This window comes from Streptomyces sp. NPDC033966 (assembly GCF_055575955.1).
Genome location: NZ_JBVIRQ010000007.1, coordinates 113,669 through 129,990, shown reverse-complemented (window position 1 = coordinate 129,990; position 16,322 = coordinate 113,669). Strand labels below are relative to the sequence as shown.

Genomic DNA, 16,322 nt, shown 5'->3' with positions numbered 1-16,322 from the left:
GGGTCTCGGAGGAAGAGCAATGGGTGACCTGAAGCAGCACAGTCTCATCAAGGCCCAGGAGCGGCTGCGCGACCAGGTCGGCCACGCCCTGCGCGCCGCGCTGATAGCGGGCGAGCTGCGCCCCGGCAGCGTCTACTCGGCCCCGGGCCTCGCCGCCGAGCTCGGGGTCTCGGCCACCCCGGTCCGCGAGGCCATGCTCGACCTCGCCCGCGAGGGCCTGGTGGAGCCGGTCCGCAACAAGGGCTTCCGGATCACCGAGGTCAGCGAGCGCGACCTCGACCAGTACACCGAACTGCGCACGATGATCGAGGTCCCGACCGTCGGCCGGGTCACCCGGATGGCCACGGCGGAGCAGCTGGAGCAGCTGCGCCCCGTCGCCGAGGAGATCGTCAGCAGCGCCCGCGACCACAACCTCATCGGCTACCTGGAGGCAGACCGGCGCTTCCACCTCGGGCTGCTCGCCCTCGCGGGCAACGAGCGCCTGGTCGAGACCGTGGGCGACCTGCGCAAGCGCTCCCGGCTGTACGGCCTCACGGGCCTGGACGAGGCCGGCAAGCTGGTCTCCTCCGCCGAGGAGCACATCGAGCTGCTCGACCTGATGCTCGCCGGTGACGCGGAGGCGGCCGAGGCCTGCATGCAGCGCCACTTGGGCCACGTCCGCTCCCTCTGGGCGCAGGGCCGTGACGAGCCCGTGGGCCGCCCCCAGGGCCGCCTCGGCTCGGGCCTCTGACCCCCACCCGGCCCCGGAGCCCGCTCCGGCCGGGCTGACCGCCGTACGCGGCCGGGCTGACCGCCGTACGCCCGCAGGGCCCGGACCTTCTGGTCCGGGCCCAACTCGCTTTTGCCGCAATGGATTTGGACACGGCTGAATAACGGCGGCGGCAACCTCTTGTCAGTACAATTTCACATTACTATGTTACCGGTCACACCCTAAAGCGCGGCCCTTCCCTGGAGTGACCCATGACCAAGCGCACCCAGCTCACCCTCGCCACCGCCCTGGTGGCGACGCTCGTACTCGGCGCCTCGGGCTGCTCCGACACCAAGAAGGGCCCCGCCGCCGCAGGCGCGTCCAACCCCGCCGCCGCCAACGACGGGAAGGTCCTCGGCGGCACCCCGGCCAAGGGCGGCACCCTCACCGTCCTGTCCAACCAGGACTTCTCCCACCTCGACCCGGCCCGCAACTGGACGCTGCCGACCATCGACTTCGGCACCCGGCTGCTCTACCGCACGCTCGTCACCTTCAAGGCCGAGCCCGGCAAGGCCGGCAGCGAACTGGTCCCCGACCTCGCCACCGACCTCGGCACCCCCTCCAACGGCGGCCGCACCTGGACCTTCACCCTCAAGGAGGGCCTGAAGTACGAGGACGGCAGCCCCATCAAGGCGCAGGACGTCAAGTACAACGTCGAGCGCTCCTTCGCCCCCGACCTCACCGGCGGCCCCGACTACGCCGCCCAGTACCTGGCCGGCGCCGACGGCTACAAGGGCCCCCTCCAGGGACAGCACCTCGACTCGGTGAAGACCCCCGACGACCGGACGATCGTCTTCGAACTCAAGCGCCCGGTCGCCGAGTTCTCCGCGACCGCCACCCTGCCGACCTTCGCACCCGTCCCGCAGTCCCAGGAGAAGGGCACCCAGTACGACGCCCGCCCCTTCTCCTCCGGCCCGTACAAGATCGAGACGTACGACCGAGACAAGAAGCTCGTCCTCGTCCGCAACGAGCACTGGGACCCCAAGACCGACACCGTCCGCAAGGCCTACCCGGACAAGTTCGTGGTCGTCATGGGCCTCAAGGGCGGGCAGGTCGACGACCGGATCATCGCCGGCGACGGCGCCGACGCCTCCGCCGTCGAGTACCAGGACATGCGGCCCGAGAGCGCCCCCAAGGTGCTGCCCAAGCCCGACGTCAAGGCGCGCCTGCTCGCCGAGTCCCAGGGCTGTACCGAGATGCTCCACCTGAACAACTCCCGCGCCCCCTTCAACGACCCCAAGGTCCGCGAGGCCATGCAGTACGCCGTCGACAAGGAGGCCGTGGTCACCGCCGGCGGCGGTCCCGCCCTCAACGAGGTCGCCACCGCCTACCTGCCCCCGGCCCTGACCGGAGGCAAGCAGGCCGACACCCTCAAGATCGCCCCGGCCGGCGACCCCGCCAAGGCCAAGGAACTCCTCAAGGCCGCCGGCAAGGAGAACCTGAAGGTCTCCCTGGCCGTCTCCACCGGCGACAAGGGCAAGGCCGAGGCCATCCAGCAGGGCCTGTCCCGCGTCGGAGTGCAGGTCGTCATCGACACCGTCGACCCCGGCGCCTACTACGACGTCATCGGCGACCTCTCCACCACGCCCGACATGACCCTCACCGGCTGGTGCCCCGACTACCCCTCCGGCTCCACCTGGATCCCCTTCGTCTTCGACGGACGCACCGTCAAGGACAAGGGCAACCAGGGCAACTACTCCCAGTTCCGCGACGAGGCCACCATGAAGCGGATCGACGAGATCAACGCCATGTCCGACGCCAAGCAGGCCGGCCAGGCCTGGATCGACCTCGACGCCGAGATCATGAAGAAGTCCCCGTCCATCCCGGTCCTGCTGGAGCGCAAGCCGCTGCTCATCGGCACCAACATCGCCGGCGCACACGGCCACCCGGTCTGGACCGGCACCATCGACTACGGGACCGTCGGCCTCAAGGACCCGTCGAAGAGCCAGGGCTGAGGGAACCCGAGGCCCCCGACACCATGACCACCACCGCACCCGGAGCCGGTCCCGCACCCGGCGCCGCACCCCGCGCCGCGACCGAAACGCCCGCGGCGGCACCGGGCAGCAGCCCCTGGCAGCTCGCCCGGCGCGAACTGAGCCGCCGCCCCGCCGTCCGCGTCAGCGCCGCCGTCGTCCTCCTCTTCGTCCTGATGGCCCTCACCGCCCCCTGGCTCGGGACGCTCGGCGGCTGGTCCCCGGAGGAGTACGACAAGAGCGCCGTCGACCCCTACCTCGGCGGCCTGCCGCTCGGCTCACTCGGCGGGATCAGCCCCGAGCACTGGCTCGGCGTCGAACCCGTCACCGGCCGCGACCTGTTCGCCCGCGTCGTCAACGGCGCCCAGATCTCCCTGCTCATCGCCTTCGCCGCCACCGCCATCGTCGTCCTCGCCGGCACCGCCGCCGGCATCGCGGCCGGCTACTTCGGCGGCCGCACCGACGCCGTCCTGTCCCGGCTGATGGACCTCACCATGTCCTTCCCCTCGCTGATCTTCATGATCGCGATGCTGTCGGTGGCCAAGGACGTCAACCGCATCGTCCTGATGACCGCCGTCATCGGCCTCTTCGGCTGGCCCGGCGTCGCCCGCGTCGTCCGCGGCCAGACCCTCTCCCTCAAACACCGCGAATACGTCGACGCCGCCCGCGTCGGCGGCGCGAGCGCCTGGCGCATCCTGACCCGCGACATCCTCCCGGGCGTCTCCGGCCCGGTCATCGCCTACACCACCCTGCTCATCCCCGGCATGATCAGCACCGAGGCCGCACTCAGCTACCTCGGCGTCGGGGTCCGCCCGCCCACCCCGTCCTGGGGCCAGATGATCGCCGAGTCCGTGGCCTTCTACGAGACCGACCCCATGTACTTCGTCATCCCGAGCGTCTTCCTCTTCCTCGCCGTCCTCGCCTTCACCCTCCTCGGCGACGCCCTGCGCGACATCCTCGACCCGAGGGGCGGCCGCAGTTGATCCTCTACCTGCTGCGCCGCCTGCTCGCCCTGGCCGGCGTGCTCCTCGCCATCGCGGCCGTCACCTTCCTCATCTTCTACGTCCTGCCCACCGACCCGGCCGCCGCGGCCTGCGGCAAGACCTGCAGCGCCGAACGGCTGGCCGACGTACGCGCATACCTGGGCCTCGACCAGCCCCTGTGGCGGCAGTTCGCCGACTTCCTCACCGGCATCTTCACCGGCCGCACCCTCGGCTCCGGCCAGTACGCCGTCCAGTGCGACTTCCCCTGCCTGGGCTACTCGTACGAGAACTCCCTGCCCGTCTGGGACCTGCTGATGGACCGGCTCCCGGTCTCCGCCTCCCTCGCCGTCGGCGCCGCCGCCCTCTGGCTCCTGCTGGGCCTCGGCGCCGGCGTCACCGCCGCCCTGCGCAAGGACACCGCCACCGACAAGGCCCTGATGGTCGGCGCGGTCGCCGCCGCCTCCCTGCCCGTCTACTTCACCTCCGTCATGCTCATCTACGGAGTCATCCGCACCGCCGGACTGCTGCCCTACCCCAGCTACCAGGCCTTCACCGACGACCCCCTCGCCTGGGCCTCGAACCTGCTCCTGCCCTGGACCGCGCTCGCCCTGCTCTACGCCGCCATGTACGCCCGCCAGAGCCGCGGCTCGATGATCGAGGCGATGGCCGAGCCCTACATCCGCACCGCCCGAGCCAAGGGCATGCCCGAACGGACCGTCGTCGTCAAACACGGCCTCCGCTCCGGCATGACCCCCATCCTCACCATCTTCGGCATGGACCTGGGCGGCCTGCTCGCCGGAGCCGTCATCACCGAGTCCATCTTCGGACTCCCCGGCATCGGCAGGCTCTTCTACGGAGCCCTCGTCAGCTCCGACCAGCCCGTGGTCCTCGGCGTCACCCTGCTCGCCGCCTTCTTCATCGTCGTCGCGAACCTCGCCGTCGACCTCCTGTACGCCGTAGTCGACCCGAGGGTGAGGTACTGATGGCCACCCCGCTGCTCGAAGTGCGCGACCTGCACGTCACGTTCAGCACCCCGCGCGGGACGGTACGCGCCGTCGACTCGCTCGGCTTCACCGTCGAAGCGGGCCGCACCCTCGGCATCGTCGGCGAATCCGGATCCGGAAAGTCCGTCACCTCCCTCGCCGTCATGGGCCTGCACCGCACCGGCGCCGAGGTCACCGGCTCCGTCAAGCTCGCCGGACAGGAGCTGCGCGGCCTGCCCGAGAGGGAACTGGCCAAGGTCCGCGGCCGCAGGATGGCCATGATCTTCCAGGACCCGCTGTCCAGCCTGCACCCCTACTACACCGTCGGCGAGCAGATCGCCGAGCACTTCCGGGTGCACTTCCGGGCCGGGCGGGCCGCCGCCCGCAAACGCGCCGTCGACATGCTCGGCGAGGTCGGCATCCCCGAACCGGCCCGCCGGGCCGGCGAGTACCCCCACCAGTTCTCCGGCGGCATGCGCCAGCGCGCCATGATCGCCATGGCCCTGGCCTGCGAACCCGAACTGCTGATCGCCGACGAGCCCACCACCGCCCTCGACGTCACCGTCCAGGCCCAGATCCTCGAACTGATCGCCCGCCTCCAGGAGGAACGCGGCCTCGGCGTCGTGATGATCACCCACGACCTGGGGGTGGTGGCCCGCGTCGCCCACGAGGTCCTGGTCATGTACGGCGGCCGGGCCGCCGAACAGGCCCCGGCGGACGAGTTGTTCGCCGACCCCGCCCACCCCTACACCCGGGGCCTGCTCGACTCCCTGCCCCGCCTCGACAGTCCCGACGACGTCCCGCTGCCCTCCATCCCCGGCTCCCCGCCCTCACTCCTCAACCGCGCCCCCGGCTGCGCCTTCGCCCCCCGCTGTCCGCGCGCCGCCGCCGGCCCGCCGCAGGAACGGGAGCGCTGCACGGGCGAACTGCCCGAGCTGCGCCCGTACGGAACACCGGCCCGGACCGCGGCCTGCCACTTCGCGGGCTCCGCCCCCGCACCCGCCCCCACCCCGGAGGTGTCCCGATGACCGCCCCGGCCACCAGCCAGGACCGGGCCGCGCGGCGGCCGGACGACCCGGCCGGGCCCCTGCTCTCCGTACGGGACCTGACCATGACCTTCCCCGGCAGACGGTCGCTGACCGGGCGCCGGGCCGCGCCCGTCCGGGCCGTCGACGGGCTCTCGTTCGACCTGGAGCCCGGCCGCACCCTCGGCCTCGTCGGCGAGTCGGGCTGCGGCAAGTCCACCACCGGCAGGATGCTGGTCCGGCTGCTGGAACCCACCTCCGGCAGCATCACCTTCGACGGCCGGGACATCAGCAGGCTCTCCCAGGCGGCACTGCGCCCCCTGCGCCGAGACATCCAGATGGTCTTCCAGGACCCGCACTCCTCCCTCAACCCCCGCCAGACGGTGGCCCGGATCATCTCCGATCCGCTGCTCGTGCAGGGCTGGAGCGCGGCGGACGCCCGCCGCCGGGCCGCCGAGCTGATGGAGCTGACCGGGCTGATCCCGGAGCACATCGACCGCTACCCGCACGAGTTCTCCGGCGGCCAGGCCCAGCGCATCGGCATCGCCCGCTCGCTGGCCACCAGCCCCCGGCTGGTGATCGCCGACGAACCGGTCTCCGCCCTCGACGTCTCCGTCCAGGCGCAGATCGTCAACCTGATGGAGCGGCTGCGCGCCGAACTGGGCCTGGCCTACGTGTTCATCGCCCACGACCTCTCGGTGGTCAAGCGGGTCAGCGACCGCGTGGCGGTCATGTACCTCGGCCGGATCGTCGAGATCGGGGACAAGAAGTCCCTCTACGAGAACCCGCAGCACCCCTACACCCGGGCGCTGCTGTCCGCCGTACCGCTGCCGGATCCGGCGGCGGAGCGGCGGCGGGAGCGGATCGTGCTGCTCGGCGACCCGCCGAGCCCGGCCGCCCCGCCCCCGGGCTGCACCTTCCACCCGCGCTGTCCCAAGGCGCAGGAGGTCTGCCGCACCGAGCGGCCGTTGCTGCGGCCCGCCGCCTCGCGAGAGGTGGCCTGTCACTTCCCGGGTGACTGACGGGGATCACGGGAAGAAGGGGAGGGCCCCGCGGACCGGCGTCCGCGGGGCCCTTCCGGTGTCCGGGGGAGTCAGAGGGCCAGTTCGCGGCGGAAGAACTCCAGCTCCAGCGCCATGATCTTCTCCCGTGTCCCGCCCGGGGTCATGTGCGTGACTCCGGGCAGCGCGAGCAGCTGGTGCGGGCGGCCCGCGTCGGTCAGGGCCCGGGACAGCCGCAGCGTGTGGGAGGGGTGGACGTTGTCGTCCGCCAGGCCCGTGACCAGCAGCAGCGGCCGGGTCAGCTTCGGCGCGTCGGGGATCAGCGAGTCCCGCTCGTAGACGTCGGGGTGCTCCTGCGGGAGTCCGAGGTAGCGCTCGGTGTAGGCGGTGTCGTAGTGCCGGAAGTCGGTCGGCGCGGCCCCGGCGGCCGCCGCGTGGAAGACGTCCGGCCGGCGCAGCACCGCCATCGCCGACAGGTAGCCGCCGTAGGACCACCCGCGGATCCCGACCCGGCCGAGGTCGAGGTCGCGGTGGCGTCGGCCGAGCGCCCGCAGCGCCGCGACCTGGTCCTCCAGGGTGACTTCCGAGAACCCCCGGTACATGGCGTGGGTGAAGGCCGGGGAGACGTACGGGGTGCCCCGGTTGTCGACGGTGACCACGGCGAAGCCCTGGTCGGCCCACCACTGCCGGGCCTGCCAGCGGCGCGGCTCGGCGGACACGTCCTGGAAGCCGGGGCCGCCGTAGCTGTCCATCAGCACCGGCAGCCGCCTGCCCGGGACGTGGCCGCGCGGCAGCACCAGGGAGGTCGGGATCCCGAGTTCGGTGACCCGCTCGAGGACCGGCTCCACCCGGTACGGCAGCGGTGCGGACAGGTCGGCGGGGGTGAACTCACGCCCGTCCGGGGTGCGTACGGTACGCCGGATCCCGTCGGCGTCGGCGCTGGTCAGCAGCAGGGTCCCGGCCGGGGCGGAGGCCGGGACACCGTGCACGCCGGGCCCGTCGGCGAGCGGGGTCAGCTCGCCGCTGCCGGGGTCCAGCAGCAGCACCTGCTGCTCGGCGGGGTCGCCCAGTCCGGCCTCGATGAGCAGCCGGCCCCCGTGGAGCCCGGCCACCCGGCGGACCTGTATCCCCTCGCCGGTGAGGGGCTTCCCGTCGAGGGCGAGGCCGCGGGCGGTCCCGCCGGGAGTGTCCGCGGCGGTGAGCATCCGCCCGTCGGGCAGCCTCGCCGGGGTGCCGGGCAGGAGGGGGTCGACCCACTGGGGGTGCGTGGTGCGCGACAGCTCCGTGGTGCGGCCGGTGGCCGGGTCGGCGCCGAGCAGGAGCACGTTCCGCTGGAGCCGGTCCTGCACGGTCAGCAGGATCTCGGTCTCGGACTCCCAGCCCGCGTCGGAGACGTAGGGGAAGGACCCGGCGTCCCAGTCGAGCCGGACCCGGCCGCCGTCCGGGCCGAGCACCCACAGCTGTACGTCGGCGTTGGGGCCGCCCGCCTCGGGGTACGCGAAGTCCTCGGCCGGCAGCTCCGGGTGCGCCGGGTCGGTGAAGTGGCGGCGCTGGAGGGCGCTCTCGTCGACGCGGGCGGCGAGCAGGGTGACGCCGTCGGGGGACCACCAGTGGCCCCGGGCGCGGCCGAGTTCCTCGGCGGCGGCGAACTCCGCGAGGCCCCAGCGGGCCCCGTCGGCGGGGCTGACCCGGCCGCCGGGGTGGACGTACAGGGCGTCGTCGGCGACGTACGCGGTGCGCGAGCCGTCGGCGTTCGGGCGCGGGTCCAGGGCGGGGCCGGCGGCCGGGACGGGCTCGGGCGTGCCGGTGCCGTCGCAGGTGACCGCGTGCAGCCTTCCGTGGAGCGGGAAGACGGCGCGGCGGCCGTCGCCGGAGAGGGCGTACGAGCCGATCCCGGCGGCGACGAGCCGGGTGCGTTCGCGCAGCCGGCGCTCGGCGACGGGGAGTTCACCGGCCTCGGGGGAGAGCTCGCGCGGGTCGGCGACCCGGGTCTCGGTGCCGGTGGCGGTGTCGAGGACCCAGAGGCTCTCGAGGGCGTCGGTGGGGCCCGTGGAGCGCAGGAACCAGAGGAGGCGGCCGTCGTCCCCGAACGAGAAGGCCCTGGGGGAGCCGTGGGTGAACCGGGCCGTGGCGGCGGAGAGCCGGAGGAATTCATCCATGATCGCATTGTGGCATGTGCAATATCACATGGCATAGGCCATTCGAGTGGTGACGCATGGCCCACGGGCTTAGCGTCGACTAGTGGACCCGAACGCACTGCCGAACCACAACGGGACCGACGGCAAGGTCCGCGGGAGCGGAAACGGGCTGGCCCTGTTCGTGATTGCCTCCTGCCAGCTCATGGTCGTGCTCGACATCACCATCGTGAACATCGCGCTACCACACATCCAGACCGCACTCGACTTCTCCACCGAGAGCCTGTCCTGGGTCGTCAACGCCTACACCCTGACCTTCGGAGGCCTGCTCCTGCTGGGCGGCCGCACCGGCGACATCCTCGGCCGCAAGCGCGTCTTCGTCTTCGGCGTCCTGCTCTTCGGCCTGGCCTCGCTGCTCGGCGGACTCGCCCAGAACGCGGGCCAGCTGATGGCCGCCCGGGCCCTCCAGGGCGTCGGCGGCGCCATCGCCTCCCCGACCTCGCTCGCGCTGATCACCACCACCTTCCGTGAAGGCCCGGCACGCAACCGGGCCTTCGGGGTGTTCGCCGCCGTCTCCGCCGGCGGCGGTGCGATCGGGCTCCTCGCGGGCGGGGTGCTGGTCGAATGGCTCAACTGGCGCTGGGTGCTCTTCGTCAACGTCCCGATCGCCCTGCTGATCGCCGTACTGGCCGCCCGGGTCCTGCACGAGTCCGAGCGCCACCCCGGACACTTCGACCTGATCGGCGCGCTGCTGGGCACCTGCGGCATGGTCGCCCTCGTGTACGGCTTCATCCGGGCCTCCCAGGACGGCTGGCGCGACGGGCTCACCCTCGGCTCCTTCGCCGCCGCCGTGGTCCTGCTGGTCCTGTTCGTCCTCAACGAGCGGCGCTCGCCGCAGCCGATCACACCGCTGCACATGTTCGCCGACCGCAACCGCGCGGGGACCTACGGGATCATGCTCTTCCTCGCCTGCGCGATCTTCGGCATGTTCTTCTTCCTGACCCTGTTCGTGCAGAACGTCCTCGGCTTCAGCCCGCTCCGCGCCGGACTCGCCTTCCTCCCGGTCAGCGTGATGGTCGCGCTCGCCGCCGGGACCACCTCCCAACTGCTGCCGAAGTACGGGCCCAAGCCCTTCATGGTCGCCGGTGCGCTGTGCTGCGCCACCGGGCTGGGCTGGCTGACCCTCACCGACGTCCACTCCACCTACCCCGGCAGCATCCTCGGCCCGATCCTGGTGTTCGCCACCGGCATGGGGCTGCAGTTCGTCTCGCTGACCCTGATGGCCCTGTCCGACGTCCCCGACCGGGAGTCCGGCGCCGCCTCCGGCCTGCTCAACTCGATGCAGCAGATCGGCGGATCGCTCGGACTGTCGATCCTGGTCACCGTCTTCGGCACGGCCAGCCGCAACGAGGCCAAGGAGCAGATGGTCGCCTTCCTCGGCTCGGCGAGCCCCGAACAGAAGGCGTTCTTCGCCCGAACCCGGCAGCTCCCCAAGCCCTGGGCCGACCAGGTGCTGACCTCGGGAGTCAGCGCGGCCTTCGTGGCGGCCTCGCTCTTCACCCTCGCCGGCGCGCTCATCGCGGTCTTTGCGATCCAGGTCCGGCCCTCCGACCTGGAACGCCTCCAGGGCAACCACACCCCGGCAGCCGTCCCGGGCGAGGGCAGCCGGTAGGCTCGGCCGATCATCGCAAACCGGGGGGAAGAACCGATGTTCCGATCGACCGTGCGCGGCGCCGCCGCAGCAGCCCTGACCGTCACCCTGGCGGCCCTCACCGTCTCCTGCGGGAGCGACGCCGAGCCCAAGGCCGGGGCCTCGTCGGCCTCGTCGCCCGTCGCGTCCGCCTCCGCCGCGCCGGTTCCCGGCACGGCGTCCCCGAGCGCGTCCCCGGCCGGTACGGGCACGCCCGCGCCGGGCGCGACGCCGGCCGGGCGGCCCTCGGCGAGCGGCCTGCCGTCCACCCCGCCCGAGCTGGTCCGCGACGCCTTCGCGGGACTCCAGGCCACCCTGAACGACTCCTGCACCCCGGGGAACTGCGCGTACTTCCTCGGCCGGGTGTACGACGAACTCCACCGCCTGGACCGCGCGATGAAGGCCGACCCGAAGGGCCCCGGCCACTTCCCCGAGCCGATCGCCCTGATCGTGAAGCTCGACACGGAACTCGGCGGCGACCGCACCTTCGAGAACCTGAAGAAGCACCAGAGCACGCTCATCGGCACCCGGGACCAGATCAACACCTGGATGCAGGACCACCCGGACGACTACCGCTGACGCGGTACCTCCTGGGCCGTCTCTTTCGGATCTTGTCGGGGCCCGCGGCGCCTGGCACCGCACCTGGCCGCGTTGTCGGAGCGCCCGAGTACGTCCAGTACACGGGCGCCCCTCCGCCTTGCCATGCACGGCACCAGCCACCGCGGGCAAGGCCGACAAGATCCGAAAGAGACGGCCTAGCCCTCCAGGCGGCGGATCCGGCAGCGCGCCGGGCCCTGCGCCCGCAGGGTGATCCCGGCGCCCACCGGCACCTCCCGGTCCACGGCCTCGAACTCGTACGCCCGCAGCAGCATCGCCAGCGCGATCACGGACTCCAGCATCGAGAAGTGCTGCCCGATGCAGGCGCGCGGGCCGCCGCCGAAGGGGAACCAGGCATACCGGTGCCGGCCGGCCTCGGCCTCCGGCGTGAAGCGGTCCGGGTCGAAGCGCTCCGGGTCGCTCCAGTACCGGGGGTGGCGGTGCGTGACCCAGGGGGCCAGGATCACATCCGCGCCCGCCGGGATGGTGTGGCCCTCGATCTCGGTGGCGGCGACGGCCTTGCGCCCGATCACCGGGGCCGCCGGGTAGAGCCGCATCGCCTCCTTCAGCACCCGGGTGAGATACGGCAGACGTTCGAGGTCGGACGCCCCGGGCGTACGGCCGCCCAGCACGGTCCGCACCTCGTCCCGGGCCCGCGCCTGCTCCTCGGGGTGGCGGCCGAGGAGGTGCAGGGCGAAGGCCAGCGAGGTGGCGGTCGTCTCGTGCCCGGCGAGCAGGAAGACGAGCACCTGGTCGCGCAGTTCGGCGGGGTCGAAGGTGGCGTCGTCCTCGCCCCGCGCACCGGCGAGCAGCGTCAGCAGGTCCTCGCCCTCCGCCTGCCGGGGGGAGGCCCCGAGCCGCTGGGCGATGATCTTGTCGCAGACGGCGTACAGCTCGTCCAGCGCGGTGGCCGCCCGCCGGTTGCCGGGGGTCGGCCAGGTGCGCGGGAGGTTGGCGGGGGAGTAGCCCCGGCGCAGCACGTACTCCGTGATGACCGGAAAGCACCGGTCCACCACGTCGACGGTGGCGTCGACGTCCGCGCCGAACAGGATCCGGGAGACCGCGCGCAGGGCCAGGTGCATCATCTCCGTGGAGACGTCGACGATGCCGTCCCGGGCCTCCTGCCACGCGGCGAGGGTGCCCTCGGTCTCGGCGGCGACGGCTCCGGCGTAGCCGTCCACCCGCTTGCGGGTGAACAGCGGCTGGACCAGCCGGCGCTGGCGCATGTAGTCCGCGTCCTGGCTGGTCAGCAGGCCGTTGCCGAAGGAGTCGCGTACCTCCTGGTAAAAGGCGTTGTCCTTGCGGAAGTTCGCCGCCTCGGAGGCCAGCACCCGCTGGGCGCCCTCGGCGGAGAACACGCAGTACAGCTCGGCGCGCAGCCCGGGCGGGCCGGCGCTGATCCGCACGACGTCCCCGTGCCGCTCCCGGGCCCGCTCGTAGGTCGCGAGGGAGTCCGCCTTGAGGTCGAAGAGCGACCCGAGCAGCGGGACCCCCTCCAGCCCCGGAATCCGCACCCCTTCAGCCATTTGCCGCCCCCGCCTCTGGACACCGTCGGACGAGGGCGATTCTGCCCGCCTGCCACGCCCGGATCGACCCCTGACAAGCCGTCCGGCCGAATTTCGCCGTTGACCTACTTGTCGCAGGCGATGCCGTCCTTGTCCCGGTCGAGGGCCTCGCGGTAGCCGGGCTGGCCGCGCCGGACGGGCGCCGCCCCGGCCGCCTTCGCGGCGTCGCAGTTCTTGTAGTAGACGCTGCTGCCCGCGCCGCTGCCGCCGGTGGAGGTGTCGGTCGGACCCTCGGTGGCGGGCTTGGGCTTGGCTATGGCCGGCGCTCCAGCACGCTCTCCAGCGGGCTCTGTTCGGGGAGCCAGCGGGTGCACAGCGGCTACAGGGGTCTCTCTCTACTGTCTGTAGGTGAAGAGAGTTTTCTCCGCCCCGAAGATTCGACCTGACGTGGCCTGAGTTTTTGGTTCAGTGTTCTTGTCAGGACTGCACGGCTCCAGCAGTTCCCGGATCGGGCGGTGCGGTCGCTACGTCTCTGGTGCGGATGATGCCGTGGGGAAGCCCTCCAAGCCCAGAATGGGCCTCCAACGCCTGACCTGTGACCACAGGGAGGCGCCGTCGGCGCCTGTGACCGCGCTACGGTTCAGCGGGCACGTCGAGTACAACAAGGGGGGCCCGCTCATGGCTGAGCTCAGCACGTTCATATCCCAGGACTTCGGCTCAGTGGCAGCAGCGGGGGCAGCGCTCCTTGCGATCCCGGCCGTCATCATCGCGGGAGCCATTCAGGGCAAGAGGGCGTTGCAGGGAGCCGAGGCCCAGGCGAAGGCTGCATTGGAGGCGGCCAAGGAGCAGGCGTGCGCCGCACTCCAGGCAGCAGACGCCCAGGCGAATAGGGCCCTCGAAGCCGCCCAAGAGCAGGCGCGGGCCACCCTAGAGGCGGGCCGCCAGCAGGTTGAGGCCACGCTCGCTGGCATCCGGGAGACGTCGAGGGAAACCCATGCACAGTGGCAGCGGGACCGGTGCCAGGAGGTCTGGGCGGAGTACGTCAAGGAACTCGATGTGTTGCTGCCGAAGAAGATGGCCACGCAGCAGGAGTCACGGGCCGGCGACCTGTTGAAGGCGTTCGCCATGGTGGAACTGCTGAGTCCTCCCAACGTGCTGAGAGAGGCGCAGGGAGCGAAGGACGGAGCCCTGAGTCTTGGGGTGATTCTCTACGCAGTTCACTTGGACCAGGAGAACTCCCACAACCTGCGTGACGAAAAGCGGCGGCTGAGAGAAATGGTTGCGGAGGCGTCACGGCTCGCTCGTGCCACTGACGGGAGCATCGTGGAGCGGGTGCAGATTTCCGCTGACGAATGGGAGTTCGTGGGGCCCGACTCACCTGATGAGGTCGAGCGGATGTTCGTGCAGTACGAGGAGGGCGCAATAGCCCGTGCCGCCCTTGACGCCATTGCCGAGTCGGAGGGTACGCCCGGAGATGAAAGTGCGCGGGAGCGAACCCACCGAGCGCTTGTTGATGCTGGTGTCCGTGAAAGCGTAGCCGCCACGTTGGCTAATACGGCGGGCTTGGACCGTGAGGCGCGGGATGAGCTGGTGGTGCAGAGGCGGACCACTCTGAACGAGCTTCGTGATGCCTTTGTGGAAACGGCCCGCAGGGAGTTGGACGTGGTTGGGAAGATGACGGGGCGCTTGGTGCAGCCTGGTTGTCAGCGGTCCCCGGAATCTGGGTGCACGTGGCCGACGATGCACGCGCACTCGGGGCAGGGACACGTCGCATGTCGTGCGGTTCGAGGCGATAGGCGGATCGAGAGACCAGGACGAGCGTGACGACGGCACCTACGTGAAGACGACGTTCGCGTACTACGGGCTTGCGATGTACCACGCCAACGTGCTGGAGCACGGCCTGGTGAACGCCCTCGCCATAGCCCGCGTCGTTGAGGCGAGGGAACAGGCGGAGAAGCTGCTGCGCGATTCGTGGGAGCAGCGGTTCAAGGACACCATGAAGGAACCCCGTCTTGGTGACGGACACGAGGTTGTAGCCTTTGCCAGGCCCCAGCTCCAGAACCCGCGTACCGGGACCGGTCGTGAGCAGCTCAATGCTTGGCCCGTGATTGCCGTACTGCGTCCATTCGAAGCGGTCCCAGGGCGGGCCGCCATCGGAACGTAAACCGAACCTGTCCCAGGTCTCTGTGCTCATGCTGTTCTCTCTTCGCTAGGCCAGACTTCGTTGCCCGCTTATACGAGTGACGGCAGCATGCCGGTCGGCCAGCGTCCGAGCCAGAAGGCCATGGCGGACGGCTTGTCCTGGCCGTCGGTGGAACCGTCGTGCAGCAGGTACTCGGTGGGGGCCAGGTAACCCTCGCCCGGGGAGAGGCGTATCCGGAAGATGCGGATGGGGCGGCCGTCGGCGACGTAGGCGCGGAAGTCGTTCGTGTGGGGGTACCGGTGGACGTGATCGGCCGGGTGTACCGTGCGGCAGACGGTCTGGGCGTCGATGGCTCCGAGGATGATGTACCGCGTCCCAGGGCCGAGGTTGAGGGACAGCCGACGCCGGCCGGTGTGCTTGTCGGCGTACTTGAGCTTGTCCCAGTTGTCGAGGTGCAGGCCGAGCAGCCGGCCGTCCTGGTAGTTGTCGGTGGTGGTGAGCATGTTGGGCTTGGCCAGGGCCTGGCCGAGGTACACGGCGTTGGGATCACCCATCGGGCGGACCAGGTCTTCGAGTGCGGAGCCCTCCTTGAACGGGGGACGCACGATGTCCACCAGCGTGCTGTTGAGGGGCCTGCGGGGCGCGGTGACCGACTTGACGTCCACGTCGGTCATGGGTCGCCACTGCCCGGCCGGGATGACCGCGCCGGGCTCGTAGGCGCTTTCGTCCTCGCGGGTGGTGCGGACGCCGGCGACCTCGCAGCGGGCGCGGAGCGCGGTCTGGTCGCCGTACGCGATGTGCAGGGGCATGGAGGTCTCCCGGTCAGTCGTCTTCCAGGGTGATGTCGAGGTCGGCTACGAGGGCCTGGGCGAGGTCGGCCTGCTGGGTGGGGTTGATGAGGATCTTCGAGAGGTTGGCGACGCCGCGGATTCCCGACAGGCCGTTGCCGCGTAGGTCCAGGTCCCGGTACCGGCCGGCGCCGAACTCGGTGAGGCGCAACGTGCACTCGGAGAACACGGCGTCGGTCAGGTCGCAGTCGGTGAACGTGGCCTCGGTGAAGGCGCAGCCGGTGAAGGCGACGGGGCCCGTTGCGCGGACCTTCTCGAAGGTGGCGTAGTCGAACTTGCAGTTCTCGAAGAGGACGTCATCGAGCACCAGGCCGTCCAGGGCGGCGCCCATGAGCTTGCAGTCGCGGATGTGGACGCGGGTCAGCTTGCTCTCGGTCCAGCGGGCCGTTCCGAGGTCGCTGCCGGTGATCTCCACGCGGTGCAGGATGAGGGCCTCGAACTCGGCTCGCTTCGCGCGGACGCCAGTGATGCGGCCCGTGATGAGCCGGGCGTCCGAAAGGTCGAGCGAGCGCAGGTCCGCCTCCCCGTACGTGAACTCCTGGACGGTGCCGCGGGGGCTGTCGAGGGTGTCGACGCGGGAGAGGTAGAGGCCGAGGTCGTCCAGTTCGGGCAGGGTGATGGTGGCGTGACCGAAGATGCGCGTGGACATGTGGTGCTCCTTGATCGTGGCGCCGGGGCGGCCCCGCGCCGT

Annotated in this window: 15 protein-coding genes; 10 read left to right on the top strand and 5 right to left on the bottom strand. The window is 71.2% G+C overall.

Features of this window, described 5'->3' with window-relative positions; translation table 11 throughout:
• Positions 1–19 precede the first annotated feature (19 nt).
• The 6 genes from ACZ518_RS21365 to ACZ518_RS21340 all read left to right on the top strand — a co-directional run bounded on the left by ACZ518_RS21365 (position 20) and on the right by ACZ518_RS21340 (position 6,734).
• Positions 20–730, top strand: coding sequence for a GntR family transcriptional regulator (locus ACZ518_RS21365; RefSeq protein ID WP_469114574.1), 711 nt, complete (start codon positions 20–22; stop codon positions 728–730).
• 230 nt (positions 731–960) lie between these two features.
• Positions 961–2,703 carry an ABC transporter substrate-binding protein gene (locus ACZ518_RS21360; RefSeq protein ID WP_469114573.1) on the top strand — a complete coding sequence of 581 codons (1,743 nt, stop codon included), beginning with the start codon at positions 961–963 and terminating at the stop codon, positions 2,701–2,703.
• Between the two features lie 23 nt (positions 2,704–2,726).
• Positions 2,727–3,704 (top strand): ABC transporter permease, encoded by a 978-nt coding sequence (locus tag ACZ518_RS21355; protein WP_469114572.1) that lies wholly within the window; start codon positions 2,727–2,729, stop codon positions 3,702–3,704.
• Positions 3,701–4,687 carry an ABC transporter permease gene (locus ACZ518_RS21350; RefSeq protein WP_469114571.1) on the top strand — a complete coding sequence of 329 codons (987 nt, stop codon included), beginning with the start codon at positions 3,701–3,703 and terminating at the stop codon, positions 4,685–4,687. The genes ACZ518_RS21355 and ACZ518_RS21350 overlap by 4 nt, the downstream gene beginning before the upstream one ends.
• Positions 4,687–5,715, top strand: coding sequence for an ABC transporter ATP-binding protein (locus ACZ518_RS21345; protein WP_469114570.1), 1,029 nt, complete (start codon positions 4,687–4,689; stop codon positions 5,713–5,715). Before ACZ518_RS21350 ends, ACZ518_RS21345 begins: the two co-directional genes overlap by 1 nt.
• A complete protein-coding gene (locus ACZ518_RS21340) occupies positions 5,712–6,734 on the top strand; it encodes an ABC transporter ATP-binding protein (protein WP_469114569.1) in 1,023 nt (340 codons plus the stop codon). The genes ACZ518_RS21345 and ACZ518_RS21340 overlap by 4 nt, the downstream gene beginning before the upstream one ends.
• Positions 6,735–6,805: 71 nt before the next feature.
• On the opposite strand, the gene ACZ518_RS21335 is transcribed toward ACZ518_RS21340, so the two are convergent.
• Complete coding sequence (locus ACZ518_RS21335; RefSeq protein ID WP_469114568.1) at positions 6,806–8,872, bottom strand: S9 family peptidase; 2,067 nt, start codon at positions 8,870–8,872, stop codon at positions 6,806–6,808.
• Positions 8,873–8,954: 82 nt separating this feature from the next.
• Between ACZ518_RS21335 and ACZ518_RS21330 the strand changes: the two genes are divergently transcribed.
• Positions 8,955–10,520 carry an MFS transporter gene (locus tag ACZ518_RS21330; protein ID WP_469114567.1) on the top strand — a complete coding sequence of 522 codons (1,566 nt, stop codon included), beginning with the start codon at positions 8,955–8,957 and terminating at the stop codon, positions 10,518–10,520.
• 36 nt (positions 10,521–10,556) lie between these two features.
• The gene (locus tag ACZ518_RS21325; RefSeq protein ID WP_469114566.1) at positions 10,557–11,117 is read left to right on the top strand and encodes a hypothetical protein; all 561 of its coding nucleotides are present in this window, start codon (positions 10,557–10,559) and stop codon (positions 11,115–11,117) included.
• Positions 11,118–11,293: 176 nt separating this feature from the next.
• Here the strand turns inward: ACZ518_RS21325 and ACZ518_RS21320 are convergent, their stop codons facing one another.
• Both ACZ518_RS21320 and ACZ518_RS21315 read right to left on the bottom strand, forming a co-directional pair.
• Complete coding sequence (locus ACZ518_RS21320) at positions 11,294–12,661, bottom strand: cytochrome P450 (RefSeq protein WP_469114565.1); 1,368 nt, start codon at positions 12,659–12,661, stop codon at positions 11,294–11,296.
• Between the two features lie 104 nt (positions 12,662–12,765).
• The gene (locus ACZ518_RS21315) at positions 12,766–13,014 is read right to left on the bottom strand and encodes an excalibur calcium-binding domain-containing protein (RefSeq protein WP_469114564.1); all 249 of its coding nucleotides are present in this window, start codon (positions 13,012–13,014) and stop codon (positions 12,766–12,768) included.
• A 304-nt stretch (positions 13,015–13,318) separates the two neighbouring features.
• Here ACZ518_RS21315 and ACZ518_RS21310 point away from each other — a divergent pair, with 304 nt between their 5' ends.
• Together ACZ518_RS21310 and ACZ518_RS21305 are read left to right on the top strand one after the other, a co-directional pair.
• Positions 13,319–14,464 carry a hypothetical protein gene (locus ACZ518_RS21310; RefSeq protein WP_469114563.1) on the top strand — a complete coding sequence of 382 codons (1,146 nt, stop codon included), beginning with the start codon at positions 13,319–13,321 and terminating at the stop codon, positions 14,462–14,464.
• Between the two features lie 13 nt (positions 14,465–14,477).
• Positions 14,478–14,804: a hypothetical protein gene (locus ACZ518_RS21305; RefSeq protein WP_469114562.1), complete on the top strand. Its 327-nt coding sequence runs from the start codon at positions 14,478–14,480 to the stop codon at positions 14,802–14,804.
• 68 nt (positions 14,805–14,872) lie between these two features.
• Here the strand turns inward: ACZ518_RS21305 and ACZ518_RS21300 are convergent, their stop codons facing one another.
• Positions 14,873–15,592: a hypothetical protein gene (locus ACZ518_RS21300; RefSeq protein ID WP_469114561.1), complete on the bottom strand. Its 720-nt coding sequence runs from the start codon at positions 15,590–15,592 to the stop codon at positions 14,873–14,875.
• A gap of 13 nt (positions 15,593–15,605) precedes the next feature.
• On the bottom strand, positions 15,606–16,280 hold the full coding sequence (locus tag ACZ518_RS21295) for a pentapeptide repeat-containing protein (RefSeq protein ID WP_469114560.1): 675 nt from the start codon (positions 16,278–16,280) through the stop codon (positions 15,606–15,608).
• Positions 16,281–16,322: the final 42 nt, after the last annotated feature.

Excerpts from the sequence above, each read along its gene's own strand:
- ACZ518_RS21365 (WP_469114574.1), top strand. The coding sequence starts at position 20 with ATGGGTGACCTGAAGCAGCACAGTCTCATCAAGGCCCAGGAGCGGCTG.
- ACZ518_RS21360 (WP_469114573.1), top strand. The coding sequence starts at position 961 with ATGACCAAGCGCACCCAGCTCACCCTCGCCACCGCCCTGGTGGCGACG.
- ACZ518_RS21355 (WP_469114572.1), top strand. The coding sequence starts at position 2,727 with ATGACCACCACCGCACCCGGAGCCGGTCCCGCACCCGGCGCCGCACCC.
- ACZ518_RS21345 (WP_469114570.1), top strand. The coding sequence starts at position 4,687 with ATGGCCACCCCGCTGCTCGAAGTGCGCGACCTGCACGTCACGTTCAGC.
- ACZ518_RS21340 (WP_469114569.1), top strand. The coding sequence starts at position 5,712 with ATGACCGCCCCGGCCACCAGCCAGGACCGGGCCGCGCGGCGGCCGGAC.
- ACZ518_RS21335 (WP_469114568.1), bottom strand. The coding sequence starts at position 8,872 with ATGGATGAATTCCTCCGGCTCTCCGCCGCCACGGCCCGGTTCACCCAC.
- ACZ518_RS21325 (WP_469114566.1), top strand. The coding sequence starts at position 10,557 with ATGTTCCGATCGACCGTGCGCGGCGCCGCCGCAGCAGCCCTGACCGTC.
- ACZ518_RS21320 (WP_469114565.1), bottom strand. The coding sequence starts at position 12,661 with ATGGCTGAAGGGGTGCGGATTCCGGGGCTGGAGGGGGTCCCGCTGCTC.
- ACZ518_RS21310 (WP_469114563.1), top strand. The coding sequence starts at position 13,319 with ATGGCTGAGCTCAGCACGTTCATATCCCAGGACTTCGGCTCAGTGGCA.
- ACZ518_RS21300 (WP_469114561.1), bottom strand. The coding sequence starts at position 15,592 with ATGCCCCTGCACATCGCGTACGGCGACCAGACCGCGCTCCGCGCCCGC.
- ACZ518_RS21295 (WP_469114560.1), bottom strand. The coding sequence starts at position 16,280 with ATGTCCACGCGCATCTTCGGTCACGCCACCATCACCCTGCCCGAACTG.